Annotated in this window: 11 protein-coding genes; 6 read left to right on the plus strand and 5 right to left on the minus strand. The window is 60.4% G+C overall.

Translation table 11 applies throughout. The annotated features are described in order from the left end of the window. Nucleotides 1-60: 60 nt before the first annotated feature. Both M0D69_RS20305 and M0D69_RS20310 read left to right on the plus strand, forming a co-directional pair. Nucleotides 61-1,002 (plus strand): ABC transporter substrate-binding protein, encoded by a 942-nt coding sequence (locus M0D69_RS20305; RefSeq protein WP_301783742.1) that lies wholly within the window; start codon nt 61-63, stop codon nt 1,000-1,002. A 108-nt stretch (nt 1,003-1,110) separates the two neighbouring features. Next, complete coding sequence (locus tag M0D69_RS20310; protein WP_301783743.1) at nt 1,111-2,409, plus strand: L-fuconate dehydratase; 1,299 nt, start codon at nt 1,111-1,113, stop codon at nt 2,407-2,409. Between the two features lie 668 nt (nt 2,410-3,077). Here M0D69_RS20310 and M0D69_RS20315 read toward each other — a convergent pair. Next, the gene (locus M0D69_RS20315; protein ID WP_301783815.1) at nt 3,078-4,031 is read right to left on the minus strand and encodes an alpha/beta fold hydrolase; all 954 of its coding nucleotides are present in this window, start codon (nt 4,029-4,031) and stop codon (nt 3,078-3,080) included. A 388-nt stretch (nt 4,032-4,419) separates the two neighbouring features. Here M0D69_RS20315 and M0D69_RS20320 point away from each other — a divergent pair, with 388 nt between their 5' ends. After that, on the plus strand, nt 4,420-5,007 hold the full coding sequence (locus M0D69_RS20320; protein WP_301783744.1) for a TetR/AcrR family transcriptional regulator: 588 nt from the start codon (nt 4,420-4,422) through the stop codon (nt 5,005-5,007). 40 nt (nt 5,008-5,047) lie between these two features. Here M0D69_RS20320 and M0D69_RS20325 read toward each other — a convergent pair whose 3' ends face one another. Together M0D69_RS20325 and M0D69_RS20330 are read right to left on the minus strand one after the other, a co-directional pair. Beyond that, entirely contained in the window at nt 5,048-6,253 is a 1,206-nt protein-coding gene (locus M0D69_RS20325; RefSeq protein WP_301783745.1) for a M20 aminoacylase family protein, read from the minus strand. Between the two features lie 44 nt (nt 6,254-6,297). After that, complete coding sequence (locus M0D69_RS20330) at nt 6,298-7,617, minus strand: MFS transporter (RefSeq protein WP_301783746.1); 1,320 nt, start codon at nt 7,615-7,617, stop codon at nt 6,298-6,300. A 123-nt stretch (nt 7,618-7,740) separates the two neighbouring features. On the opposite strand from M0D69_RS20330, the gene M0D69_RS20335 reads away from it, so the two are divergent. Further along, complete coding sequence (locus M0D69_RS20335) at nt 7,741-8,628, plus strand: LysR family transcriptional regulator (protein ID WP_301783747.1); 888 nt, start codon at nt 7,741-7,743, stop codon at nt 8,626-8,628. A 134-nt stretch (nt 8,629-8,762) separates the two neighbouring features. Here the strand turns inward: M0D69_RS20335 and M0D69_RS20340 are convergent, their stop codons facing one another. Then, nucleotides 8,763-9,800 (minus strand): alginate lyase family protein, encoded by a 1,038-nt coding sequence (locus M0D69_RS20340; RefSeq protein WP_301783748.1) that lies wholly within the window; start codon nt 9,798-9,800, stop codon nt 8,763-8,765. 564 nt (nt 9,801-10,364) lie between these two features. After that, nucleotides 10,365-11,381, minus strand: a complete 1,017-nt coding sequence (locus tag M0D69_RS20345; protein ID WP_301783749.1) for a LacI family DNA-binding transcriptional regulator — start codon at nt 11,379-11,381, stop codon at nt 10,365-10,367. Between the two features lie 202 nt (nt 11,382-11,583). Between M0D69_RS20345 and M0D69_RS20350 the strand changes: the two genes are divergently transcribed. Together M0D69_RS20350 and M0D69_RS20355 are read left to right on the plus strand one after the other, a co-directional pair. Next, nucleotides 11,584-12,723 (plus strand): ABC transporter ATP-binding protein, encoded by a 1,140-nt coding sequence (locus tag M0D69_RS20350; RefSeq protein WP_301783750.1) that lies wholly within the window; start codon nt 11,584-11,586, stop codon nt 12,721-12,723. Nucleotides 12,724-12,830: 107 nt separating this feature from the next. After that, nucleotides 12,831-14,084 (plus strand): ABC transporter substrate-binding protein, encoded by a 1,254-nt coding sequence (locus M0D69_RS20355; protein WP_301783751.1) that lies wholly within the window; start codon nt 12,831-12,833, stop codon nt 14,082-14,084. Nucleotides 14,085-14,144: the final 60 nt, after the last annotated feature.

Here is a 14,144-nt window from a genome sequence, read left to right on the forward strand (position 1 = left end):
AGCGCCAAAGGCTCCCACAACGGCTGAAGGTTAATGGCCCACCTTAGGAGGAGAACCACCATGTTGAAAAGAAGACTAATCGGTGTCGTGGTCGGCGTTGGCGCGCTCATTGGCGGGACGAGTCTTGCGCGCGCGGACGAAGCCTACATTCCGCTCATATCGAAAGGCTTTCAGCACCAGTTCTGGCAGGCCGTCAAAGCCGGCGCAGAACAGTCGGCAAAGGAGCATAAGGTCAGGATCTCCTTCGAGGGTCCGGAAACCGAGGCCATGGTCGACAAGCAGATCGACATGCTCTCGGCCGCGCTCGCCAAGAAGCCCCAGGCGCTCGGCATCGCTGCGCTCGACAGCAAAGCGGCCATTCCCCTGTTGAAGCGGGCGCAGGCCGCCAAAATACCGGTCATCGCTTTCGACTCCGGCGTCGACAGCGACATTGCGCTGACGACGTGCGCGACGGACAACATCGCCGCGGCCGCGCTCGCCGCCGACAAGATGGCCGAGGCGATCGGCGATTCCGGTGAGGTCGGCGTGATCGTGCACGACCAGACCAGCCGCACCGGCATCGATCGCCGCGACGGCTTCCTCAATGAGATGAAGACGAAGCATGCGAACGTCAAGATTGTCTCGGTCCAGTATGGAGGCGGCGACCATCTGAAGTCGGCGGAAATCGCCAAGACGATGATCCAGGCCAATCCCAATCTCAAGGGCATTTTCGGCGCGAATGAAGGCTCGGCGGAAGGTGCGGCGATCGGCGTCAAGGAATCGGGCAAGAAGCTCGTCCTGATTGGCTACGACTCCGGCAAGGAGCAAAAGGAGGACATCAATTCGGGGCTGATGGTCGGCGCTATCACGCAGAACCCGGTCGGTATCGGCAAATGCGTCGTCGACTCCGCGGTGAAGGCGCTGAAGGGCGAGAAGCTGCCGAAGAAAGTCGACACGGGCTTCTACTGGTATGACAAGAGCAATATGAACGATCCCAAGATCGCTGCCGTGCTCTATGACTGACGGTCGCCGCTAGGGCGCGACGAAAGAGGAAGGGTCGCGGCGCCTTTTGACGCCACGGCCCTCTTTGCTTATTGGAAGGCGATAACTGTCGCCCAGGAGAGTGTTCAGATGCCCACGATCACAAAGCTGTCTGTCCGGGACATTCGGTTTCCGACCTCGCGTTCACTCGACGGCTCCGATGCGATGAACGCCGCGCCGGATTACTCCGCCACCTACGTGACGCTCGAAACCGATTCGCCGGAGACGCTCACAGGCCATGGCCTCACATTTACCATTGGGCGCGGCAACGAGATCTGCGTGAGTGCGGTACAGGCACTTGCCCCGCTGGTCGTCGGCAAGACGCTCGAGGATATCGCTGCGAACATGGGCGCTTTCTGGCGCGCGCTGACGTCGGACAGCCAGTTGCGCTGGATCGGCCCGGACAAGGGGGCCATTCATCTGGCGACGGCGGCTGTCGTGAACGCGGCCTGGGACCTGTGGGCCAAAGCGGAAGGCAAGCCGGTGTGGAAGCTGCTCGTCGACATGAGTCCGGAAGAGCTCGTGCGCTGCCTCGACTTTCGCTATGTGACCGATGCGATCACGCCGCAGGAAGCCATCGCCATGCTGCACCGCCATGCAAAGACCAGGGGCGAGCGCGAAAAGGAGATGCTGGCGCAGGGCTATCCGGCCTACACGACGTCAGCCGGCTGGCTCGGCTATGACGACGACAAGATCCGCCGGCTCGCCCGTGAAGGCGTCGCGCAAGGCTGGACGCACTTCAAGCAGAAGGTGGGCGGCAATCTCGAAGAAGATATGCGCCGGGCCCGCATCCTGCGTGAAGAAATCGGTGAAAACCGCAAGCTGATGATGGATGCGAACCAGGTGTGGGATGTCGATGAAGCAGTCGCGAACATGCGGCGCCTGGCGCAATTCGATCCGTGGTGGATCGAGGAACCCACGAGTCCCGACGATATTCTCGGTCATGCGGCCATCCGCCAGCGGATTCGACCGATTGGCGTAGCCACGGGCGAGCACTGTCATAACCGCGTGATGTTCAAGCAGTTGCTGCAGGCGCAGGCAATCGATTTCTGTCAGGTCGATAGCTGCCGCTTGGGCGGTCTGAACGAGGTGATCGTCGTCCTGCTGATGGCGGCGAAATTCGGTGTACCCGTGTGCCCGCACGCGGGCGGCGTCGGTTTATGCGAGTACGTCCAGCACATTTCACTGTTCGACTATATCTGCGTGTCGGCGTCGCTGGAGAACCGGGTGCTCGAGTACGTGGATCATCTGCATGAGCATTTTGTCGATCCTGTCGTGATTCGAAACGGCCGGTATATGCCGCCGCAACGTCCCGGCTACAGCATCGAAATGCACGCGGCGTCGCTCGATCAGTATGACTTTCCTGAGGGGCCGGCTTGGAGGGATTGAGATGGGATGCGTGGGGCCCTTGTATTTGACACACATACCGGGGCAATCGGGATGCGCGGCTGGAGTTCGCGCCCGGTCAAGTTACGGCGCGCTTTTTCCTACACTTGGACATCGGCAGAGTGGAGGTCTGCTGGGTACCTGTAAGATCAAACTCAACTCGACCGCTTCTTTCAGCATGTGAATAAATAGCGACCTAGGAAGGCTGCTTCGGATTGAACTCAGTCGAAGGTGTCAGGCCGGGCGCATCAGGCAGAAAGCGGCCATCTTCTACGTTGAGGCACGCCTTCACGCGGACGTTCGAAGGTCCGCTCTGCCCATAGAACGGACCTTCTTGCGTGAATGAAGTCAGTCGCGTCGTCGAGCTTTCCCGTCATTCACGCTTGCCCAAGGCAACCTTTCATCGATGGCCACCGCCGAGCAAATCGACCGGGCGCCATCGACCGTTCTTGGCCACGAAGTTCGCAAACTCCGGTGGAGCCTGTGATAGATCACAGGCTCCACTCTTCCAGGAGCGCGCGCGACATCCTGCAAAAGGTCATTCGCGCGAAGAGTCGCTTAAGTTCCAAACAGAACGCAACACTGCACTAGATGTGCGCCCCCGTTCGCGGGGTGTCACGAACAGCCCCCCGAAAGGGGCTGTGACCTGAGCGAAGGAGCGGCCGCCGGACTTACTGCGCTGCGAGGAAGTTCTGCACCGCGGCGATCGTCGCCGCGGGTGCTTCCTCCATCAGCCAGTGGCCGGCGTTCGGCACGATGACTTCCTGCACGTTCGTCGCCGCGTTGCGCATGACGATCGCCACGTTGGCGCCGAAGGCCTTCTCGGCGCCGATGGCGAGCACCGGAATCGTCAGCTTCGTCTGCATCGCCTTGAGGTTGTCGGCCTCGTCCTTCTGGTCGATCGCGAGGAACTGGGCGAACGCGGAATGCATCGCGCCGGGCCTGGCGTAGATCGCGGCGTAGTGGCGGCGGGTCGCTTCGTCGATCTTCGACGGGTCGCCGGCGAACTCGTCCCAGAAGCGGTCGAGGTAGATGCGCTCGCGGCCGGCGACCAGGCGCTCGGCGTCCGGGCCGCCGAAGTTGAAGTGCCACAACGCGGGCATGCGCACGATCTGGTTCCACGGCGGGATGCCGGGTATCGGCGAATCTATCACGACTAGGCGGCTTGTCTTGTCCGGATAGCGCGCCGCGTAGGCATACGCGACCATCACGCCGATGTCGTGGCCCACGATGTCGGCGCGGTCGATGCCGAGCTTGTCGAGGACGGCGCGGATGTCGCCGGCCTGCGTCCACTTGTCGTAGCCGCCGGTGGGGTGCGATGACAGGCCCATGCCGCGCAGGTCGGGCACGACGACGGTGTGGTCCTTCTCGAGCGCGGCGGCCAACGGCGACCACATGTCGCCGGTCTCGCCGAAGCCGTGAATCAGCACGACCGCGGGCCCGTGGCCGCCGACGCGGACGTTGATCGTCGCGTCGGCGTTCACCACCTGCGAGCTGCGGAAGTCGGCCGGGAAGGGAGTGGGCGCAGCGTGCGCCGAAAGGACTCCCAGCGCCAGGCTGGCGACGAGGCCGGCCGCGACTCGGCGGAAGCCACGGGAAAACGTGGACCAAACGGTTGCGGACATCTTCGGTTCCTTAGTCATGTGGTCTTCTATGAGTGCGCTCGCCAGATGACCCCACATGCCGCCCGTGGTGCCGAAGCTGTGCAGCATGACGACCGCTGGATCATGACCGCCGACCCGCGCATGGATGGATGTACCGTTGGTTTCGATCGTCCGCGTCCGCATCACAGCCGGGAAGGGATAAATTCCATCTACATGGGCATGCTCGCTCATCTGCGTACTCCAGGTTTGTTTCTGGTTGGGGGGATTGGCGACTCGCTGCGCGGCATCGCTCCTACGCATTTTATGACGGTCGTCAGAAAACGCGCAACAGATTTTTGTGACGATCGTGATAAAATGCGGCCTTGAGTTATTCGCTCTCACCACTTTCACCATTGACCGAAGGATCCAGATGGCCAGGCCCAGGGAATTCGATGAAGACACGGTGCTCGAAGCCGCAATGCAACGTTTCTGGAATAACGGCTATGAGGCGACATCGATGCGCGACCTCGCCGAGCGCACCGGAATGACTACGCCAAGCCTTTACAATGCGTTCGGTGATAAGAGAGCCATCTACCGTCTCGTGCTCGATCGGTATATCCGTCTGGCGCTCGAAACCTGCTCGGCGATCTTCGGAGGCGATGACCCGCCCTTACGCGCATTGGAGCGGTACTTCGATGCAACCGTTGAAGAAGCGCTCGCCGACATGCTTCACAAGGGGTGTTTTGTCGTGAACACGGCGTTGGAGGTGGCGGCGCACGACCAAGACTTCCGAGATGTTGTAACTGAGGTCTTTGATGAAATCGAAAAATGTGTCCGCGACTGTGTCGCGGCCGGGCAGCGCGACGGATCAATCCTTACCTCGCAACCTCCAGCCGACATCGCGCGGCTCGCTCTGAGCACCATCCTGGGCCTCCGGGTTCTGGCCCGCACCAATCCCGACCGTGAACTGCTGACCGGGGTCGTTCGGCCGTTTTTCGTGCTGCTAAGGACACGGTGAAAAAGCTTGAACGACACGCACCGCGGCGCCGGGCGATTGGTTATCCAGGTGCACTCTGATCTCCAAGGTAGGCATGCGTCAGCGCAATCCAGTACGACATGCCGAGAGGCAGCAGCGCGTCATTGAAGTCATAGCTTGTGCTGTGCAACTGACACAAGCCATCCGATTGCCCAGGCAAACGCGTCGAACCATCGCCGTTACCAATGAACGCATAGGCGCCTGGCTTGTGTAGCATGTAGAACGCAAAGTCCTCCGACGTCATCGCGCGCTCCACGTTTTCGTCGACGTTCGCGGCTCCGGCGAGGTTGCGCATTACGCTGCCGGCGAGGGCGGCTTCGGCCGCGTGATTGACGAGTGGCGGATAGATGCGCGAGAAACTGAACACGAGTTCGACCTCGAATGCTGAGGCGATGCCCTCCGCTATTGTCCGCATGCGGCTTTCAATCATGTCGAGCACATCGACGCTGAAACTTCGCACGGTACCGTTGAGCATCGCGTGCTCCGGGATCACGTTCACTGCGCTACCCGCGTGAATTTGCGTGACCGACAACACAGCCGAATCGTTTGGATCGACATTGCGCGACACGATCGTCTGCCAGGCCTGCGTGATCTGGACCGCGACCATGACGGGGTCCGCACTCCGATGCGGCTGCCCGGCGTGCGAACCACGTCCGCCTATAGTTACTTCGAAGGTGTTGCTCGACGCCATCAACGCGTCAGGTCGGATACCGAAGTTCCCCACCGGCATTCCTGGCCAGTTGTGAATGCCAAAGACGGCGTCCATCGGGCATCGAACGAAAAGGCCGTCCTCGATCATCAGGCGCGCGCCACAGCCGCCTTCCTCAGCAGGCTGGAAGATGAAATTCACGACGCCGTCGAAATCTCGATGTTTCGCCAAATGACGCGCGGCGCCGAGCAGCATCGCCGTGTGTCCGTCGTGGCCGCACGCGTGCATCTTGCCCGCGTGACGCGATGCATGCCCGAAGGTGTTCGCTTCGTGCATCGGCAGCGCGTCCATGTCGGCGCGCAAACCGACGGAGCGGTTGCTCTTTCCGTGACGCAGAACACCGACAAGCCCATGTCCACCGATGCCCCGAACAACCGGTATGTCCCAGTCGCCGAGAAGGCTCGCGATGTAGTCGGAAGTCTGCTGTTCTTCGAAACGAAGTTCGGGGTTTGCATGGAGGTGTCGCCTGATGCGGATGAGTTCGGGTTCGAAGGCGATAATTGATTCGTCGTAAATCATTCTCTGGTCCGGTTGGTTTTGAAGCGTGTCACTGGACGATGCAACTATTCGAGTTGTGTCATGGCCGTGTCCGGTTCCGGCCTGCCGTTGCCTTTAGTCATGAGCAGCACTGGCACGCAACTGATCAACGCCGCGGCCGCGAGGTAATACCCAATCACAAGGCGGTCGCCGGTGAAGCCAATCAATGTCGTCACCGCGACCGGCGTAAAGCCGCCGAACACCGTCACGCCGATTGCATACGCAAAGCCGACACCGGTTGCGCGAAACTCCGTCGGGAAGACCGAGCCAAGCACGGTCGATGCGCAAGCGGCATAGCAGGCAAGCAGGATCGCAATGGTTACCTGGATCAACACCAGCGTGGCGCGCCCGGGATACTGCGAAAGCAGCATGAAGAGGGGGTAGGCCGCCGCGGCCGTAAGCGCTGCACCGAACAGCATGGGAGTACGGGCACCGATCCGGTCCGACAAGTGACCGATGACCGGACACATCACCATCATCGCAATGCCATAGCTGACCTGTCCGACGTAACTGTCGAAAAGACTCAGATGTACTTCGCGAACCGCGTAGGTCGTGAAGTAATTCGACACATAAGTTGCGATGGTCCAGAACACCATGATCGCTACGCCCGTCAGCACACGGCCCTTGTATTCGAACAATTGCGGCACCAAGGCTCGGCGTGGCAGGCGCTGCGATTGTTCGAAGACTGGTGTTTCATTGACAGAGCGCCGGATGTACCAGCCGACCGGACCGATGAGCAAACCGAAGGCAAAAGCCAGACGCCACGCTCCAGCGAATATCTGCTGTTGTGTGAAGATGCTCGTCAGCGCCAGTCCGACGAGTCCGGCTATCAGCGTGCCGCCGCCTTGCGACATCTGCTGGAAAGAGCCGAACAGTCCTTTACGCGACGACGGCGCGTTCTCGATCAGCATTGCGACCGTGCCGCCGATCTCGCCGCCTGCCGAAAAGCCCTGGATCAATCTGCCAAGCACGATGACAAGCGGCGCCGCAATGCCGATGCTCGCGAACGAGGGACACACGGCTGGGACGACTGTGCCGGCCGCCATCAACAGCAAGGTGAGGCTTAGCGCCTTCTTGCGGCCGGCCCGATCCGCATATCGGCCAAGCACGAGTGCACCAACCGGGCGTACAAGGAAGCCTACCGCAAAGGTAATGAACGTCAGGATCAGTGCGGCGAAATCGGAGCTTGCCGGGAAAAACGTCTTGGATATGGGGACCGCGAAAATGCCGTATGCGATGAAATCGTAAATCTCGAGAACATTACCGACCGATGCCGCCGCGACCGCGCGACGGTTGGGCGCGGTCATCACGCCTGGTCGATGACCGACCGCTTTGAAACTCGCCATTTTGTCTTCTCACGTGTAGTCATGCGTGTCAGTACACTAAACGCGAGGCACGCGGCGGCACCCATACTCTTCAAAAATGGCAGCTATACTTTTAAGGCATAGGCATGCCGAACCAGATAAAACATGGAACTTCGACACTTTCGATATTTCCTCGCCGTCGCGGACTGCGGCAGCGTGGCGGAGGCCGCGCGACGACTTCACATCGTCCAGCCTGCATTGAGCCGACAAATCCGCGATCTTGAAGAGGAGCTGGGCAGCGACCTGTTTCATCGCAACGCCAAGGGCGTGCAACTGACCACGGCGGGCGCGCAATTTTCAATCGATGCGAGGCGGGTACTGAACGACGTGGATTCGGCGTGCGAGCGATTCGTACGCATCGCGAGAGGCCAGTCTGGCGCATTGAGGATCGGCCTTGCGCCGAACTACAGCTGGCATCCGGCTACGCTCAAGCCGGTTCACGACTTCAAGCTTTCTCATCCCGATGTCACGATCATGCTCGAACCCGCGTTGGCCGCGAAGCAGCTCGTCAAGATTGCCGACGGTAGCCTTGACGGCGGCTTTCTCGCCTGGCGCGACCCGCGCGATCCGACTTTCTTGGCATGTCATCTGTTCGATTGCCGTCTCAAGCTCGCGATGCCGCGCGGCAACGGAGAGTCGCCGCCGGTTGCGCCGAAACGGTTAGCCGACCTCAAGGATGAGCCCTGCATGTGGTTCGAGAGGGACGTAGCGCCGGCTTACTACGACTTCCTGATTCATCAGTGTCAGCTCGCAGGATTTTCGCCGCGGATTGTGACAATCGGGGGGGATGTATCGACTATTCTCGGTCTGGTGGCGGCCGGAATGGGATACGCGATCGTGCCCGAGGCGTCCATCTATAGCTGTCCGGGTCAGGTCGTGTTGCTGGATCATGCTGACTTGACCCTGTCATATCCAGTCGAGTTTGTCTGGCGGGCCGATGTTGTCAATCCGGTATTGGAAGAGTTTATTAAGGCCGTGGCGCGGGCGGGGTGAATTGATGCGGCGAAGCTTGGGCTGGTGCTTTCGGGCATTGGCGGAGCGGGCGACTGTCCCGTGTTCATCGATATCCGGACGGTCGAAAAATGTATCCGGCAGTAAAAGTTGCACTGTGGCACTGAAGCGCGTCGTCAAGGCACAGGACGCGCCGCGGCTTGCGCCAATTGCTTCAGAATCCTGGCAGCTTGTTGCGTATCACCGCCCGAGGTCGGGTCGGACAAGCCGGCACGCGGGCGTCCACACCGGGACCAATTCCCATCGAGTAGATCCGCTCCGAAGCCGATCGGCACCCGATAGCCCCAGTCGCCAGGGATCTCCTGCTTGGCTTGGGCCGGACCCGCAAGGACCTGGGGATCGCACAGCGCGCGCCCAATCATGTCAGCCAGTGACTTGAGCTTTGCCGTGTCCGATGGCGAGTCGCGATAACCCAACGCGTCGCGCGCGTCGCGCAGCATGAGCGTCGCCGAAAATGAGAACATATGATAGATGAGCGCCCTCTGGCCGCGCGCCAGCTCAGCGTCGATCATGCCGTCGTCATGAATCGCCGTCATGGCCTCGTGCCAGACTCGGTCCTGGAAGTCGAGCGTCTGGGAGTCTCGTTGCAATAGAGAGAAGAGCGCAGCCGCCGCTGCCGACCAGATGCGCAAATTGCCTCGATTGCTGGCCTTTTCATAGAAATCCATGTTCTCGTGATTCAGCGTACGCAGCCAGGTGATGATCGTCGGATCGAGTGTGTATCCGGCCGCTTTGAACTTCAGTGCCAGTATGTTGAGACCGATCTGATACTCGCCGCGCTTCACCGTGCCGTCCCGGTTATAGGGTTTCGGTTCGACGGTCAGGGCACCGGCTGTGGCCCATTTCTTGAAGTTCTCAAAGGCACAATCCGCTGCAGGATCACCGCGATGGACGTCAGGCCGGTCGAGCGCCTGTTCGATCGAGCGCAAGAACTGGTCGACCCCGGTGGTCAGGTCGCTGTTCTTCTTTTCTGCCGCCGCGTCGGGGACGGATTGCCTTGCATCGGTGTAGATGCCGACCAGATGGAGCGATAAGACAGGTGGGAAATCGGGACAAGACGGGACCGCTGCCTGGGCCGTGATTGGAGCGGTTGTCGTCAGCAGCAATAATCCGAGGAGACCGCAGAAAGTTGTTCGAGCCGAATTCCACACCATAGAGCCTCCTCCCATCGAGAGCGATTAACTATGTGAAAGTGCACTGTTGCAGAGAGCGGGCGTGGCAGAAATGTCACGTGCTTTAGATTCTCGCGACCAACTTTCGTACTTACATCTCGCCATTGCGAATCAACGGGTTGATATCGGCTCGATCGCCACTCGGCCACTTTCCGTCAGTGCGCCACAGCGATAGACATCGAACGGCGGATCACCGATCCAGGAATAATAGATAAGCGCTGTGAGACGCCTCTCATGGATAAGTTGACCGAAGTCTCCCATCATCATTTCTTGCACGAGTACCGGAGATTAACTCACTCGGCATTGCGACTTTGTGTCTGCCGACCGCGAATGTCCGTTCTGTAGAAAGTTGAAAGGCCGCAGCGGGTCGCCTACCGCCGATCGCCAACACGCGCAGACCGGCCATCAAAAGACATCGACGGTGCGCCGTTGAACGACCGCTTCCAGCGAGCGATAAAGCAGTCACAAACGCACCGTTTCACACCGTCCCAAGCCCGAGCATTGCCGATGTCGCCCGCTAACGTTCGGTGGTCTGAAAGCTCCAGCTCATCCCGCTCGCCGTGGCCCCGTCGATGCGCGCACAACGAGTTGCGGCGGCGGAGCAAGGACCATCGACGGCTGCAGTGAGGGCGCCTCGATCAGGCGGATAAGCCGATCGATTGACAACTCCGCGATGGCGGCGGTCTGGATCGCGACGGTCGTCAACGCGGGATGCACCTGATGCGCCAGTTGGATGTCGGTAATACCGATGACCGACACGTCGCCGGGCACCGCGCGGCCAAGCGTGATCAAAGCCTGCGCCGCGCCGATCGCAAGCAGGTCGTTGGTCGCGAAAATGGCGGTCAGATGCGGCCGGTTTGCCATCAATTGCATGCAGGCGGCGTAGCCGGCGTCGATCGAGTCGCGTATTTGCAGCACCGCGCCCGCGTCTGTTTCGACCCCGGCCTTGTGCATCGCCGCGCGAAATCCATTCGAACGCGCATCCTGCAAGCCGCCGCAACCGTCACCGATCAGCATGCCGATATCGCGGTGGCCAAGTTCGAGAAGATGCCCGGCGGCCAGTGCGCCCGCCTGCGCAAAATCCACGGCGATGCAAGGCAGCGCGGGCGGCGTCTCCGGGTGCTCCCACATGGCGAGCAGGATCGGCGCGTTGTGCGTGGCCGATGCGCACAGGTCGTTGATGGCGATATCCGTGTTCATCACGAGGACACCGTCCGCCAGCGTTCCTGCGATCTGGTTCAGATACGCACGGCCGATCTCCGCATCATCGTCAGTATTGCAAACCATCAGGAAGTGACCCGCTTTGCGCGCCGCGCGCTCGGCTGCCAACACGAACTCGGGGTAGAACGGGTTTGAGATGTTCGACAGCATCAAGGCCAAGGTCGACGAGCGGCCCTCGGCCAGCGCACGCGCGTTCAGATTGGGCCGGTAGCCGAGATCGGCGATCGCCTTCAGCACGCGGTCAGCGGTTTCCGGGCGGACCTTTTCGCGATTGCGCAGAACGTTGGAAACGGTTGCGGCGGTGACGTGCGCGCGCTTCGCAACTTCGGACAGGGTGACCATTTTTCTATTTATCCCACATTCAGGGAATGCGCTTCAAATGTTGCAAGCGGTCGGCGACGTTGATAACTTCTGGAAAACACAACGGAGACGCCCACCATGAATTTTCCCGCGAAACTCGAATTTAAGCGATTAAATGCCTGCGGCACAAGGGTTGGTCGTTTATTTTTTTTGAAAATTTAAGCGGTTAAATCCGGGAGGCAGCATGGCGACGATTCGTCTTACGAACGTGCAGAAGTCGTACGGTGACCATCCGCCGGTCATCCGGCGCGTGAATCTCGATATCGCGCAGCATGAGTTCTGCGTTTTTCTAGGGCCATCGGGTTGCGGCAAGTCGACCCTGCTCAGAATGATCGCCGGACTCGAAGACCTGAGCGAAGGCGAGCTGCACATCGGCGGCCGTTTCATGAACGATGTTCCCGCTGCCGGGCGCGGAGTCGCGATGGTGTTCCAGAGCTACGCGTTGTTTCCGCACATGACCGTGTTCGACAACATGGCGTTCGGCCTGAAAATCGCGAAGCAGCCCAAGGACGTCATCGACAGGAAGGTGCGTGAAGCCGCACGCATTCTGCAGTTGGACAGCTTCCTCGACCGCTTTCCAAAAGCACTGTCGGGCGGCCAGCGGCAGCGCGTGGCGATCGGCCGGGCCATCGTGCGCGAACCGGGCGTGTTTCTGTTCGATGAACCGCTGTCGAATCTCGACGCCGCGCTGCGCGGACAGACGCGTGTCGAAATCGCTCGCCTGCACCAGCGCTTTGCGAATGCGAGCGTCGTCTATGTGACCCACGATCAGGTCGAAGCGATGACGCTCGCCGACAGGATCGTGTTGTTGCACGAAGGTGCGGATACGGAGCGTTTCGGAAGCATCGCGCAGACCGGCGCACCGCTCGATCTGTATCACCATCCGAAGTCGCGGTTTGTTGCGGGCTTCATCGGTTCGCCGAGAATGAATTTCGTCGATGCCGTCGTCGATTCGATCGGCGCGGGCCGTGTAACGGTCACGCTGGCGAAAAGCGGCGAACGGCTGGTCGCTTATGTCGACGGCCAGCACCTGCAGCGCGGTCAGCCAGTCACGCTCGGCGTGCGACCGGAACATCTGTGTCTCGATGTTGAAGGGCAGGCCATTCAGTGCGTCACGGTGCTATCGGAACGGCTCGGCGAGCACAGCTACATTCACGCGGATCACGCGGCGGGCACGCTCGTCGCGAAAGCCCCAGGCGATACGCTGGTCGGTTCGGGCGAGCGCATCCGCGTTCATGTTCCACCTTCCGCATGTCACGTGTTCGACGCAGATGGAATTGCACTGCGGCGCAGCCCGCTCGAGCCTGAGCGAGCTGCGGCGTAAAGCACAGCCGCACAGCCGAATTCACAAAGCCGAATTCCGCCACAGAGCGGTTAACTCGCCTGGCAGCTGCGTGCTGCCGGCCAACAAAGTAGTCAAGGAGACAAAAGATGATTGCTCTTCGCCTTCGCCGTCTGGCGCATGTGTCGATTGCGGCCGCGGTGGTTGCCGGCGCGCTCGGTTGCGCCACGGCCGATGCCGCCACGCTTACCGTCAATGTATCGGCGCGCGGTAATCAACGTTCGACCTGGCAGGACGCGTTCGACAAGTTTAAGAAAGCCAATCCCGACGTCGACCTCAAGGTGACCTACATCACCGAAGAGGCCTACAAGGTGCAGATGGGCGGCTGGCTCGCCACCGATCCGCCTGACATCGTGTCGTGGCACGACGGCGAACGGATGGCGTATTACGCGCAACGCGGTCTGCTCGAGGATCTGTCGACGGACTGGAGCAAGAACGGCTGGTCGCAACAGTACGCGTCGGTCAAGGAGGCGTCGACGTACAAGGGCAAGCAGTACGCTGCGCCCCTTGGTTACGACGCATACGGTTTCTTCTATCGCAAGGATCTGTTTGAAAGGGCCGGCGTCAAGGGCGAGCCGAAAACGTGGGATGAATTTCTCGATGCCTGCAAGAAGCTGAAGGCAAGCGGCGTTGCACCGATTGCCGTTGCCGCGCGCGATAGCTGGACGCTTGCAGCATGGTTCGACTATCTTGACCTGCGCATCAACGGCAACGCATTTCATCAGCAATTGATGGCGGGCGAAATTCCGTACACCGATCCGCGCGTGAAAAAAGTCTATGCGGCGTGGAAAACGCTGATCGACGATCACTACTTTATCGACGATGCGTTGTCCTACGATCTCGACTCGATTGCGCCTTTCCTGGCGAACGGCAAGGCATCGATGATGCTGATGGGCACGTTTTTCTCGGCGAGCATTCCGGCGTCCATAAGACCGCAGACCGGCTTCTTCCGTTTCCCGGTGGTCGACGCGAATGTACCGACCGCCGAAGACGGTCCGGTCAACGTCCTGCTGATTCCGGCGAAGGCAAAAAACAAGGCCGACGCCCACAGGCTGCTGGCCTTCATGGAGCAGCCGCAGATCAACGCGGATCTTGCGAAGGGCTGGGGTCAACTGCCGTCGAACAGCCAGTCGGCCGAACCTGAAGACGAGATTTCGAAGGTCGGTTTCCAGACGCTGGCGAACACCAAGGGTGGCATTGCCCAGTTCTACGATCGCGACATGACGAAGGAAATGGCCGACGAAGGGATGAAAGCAATGCAGCAATTCTATAGCGATCCGTCGCAGCTCGACGCCGTGCTCGTGCGCCTCGAAGCGACGCGCAAGCGCATCTACAAGAAGTAAGCCCCGGAGCGCCAGCGGCGTATCAACGGCTGGCGCTCGCCTTCGATCACCGACAAGGCC

Origin of the sequence: Caballeronia sp. SEWSISQ10-4 2 (assembly GCF_030464885.1) — a bacterium.
GTDB lineage: Bacteria > Pseudomonadota > Gammaproteobacteria > Burkholderiales > Burkholderiaceae > Caballeronia.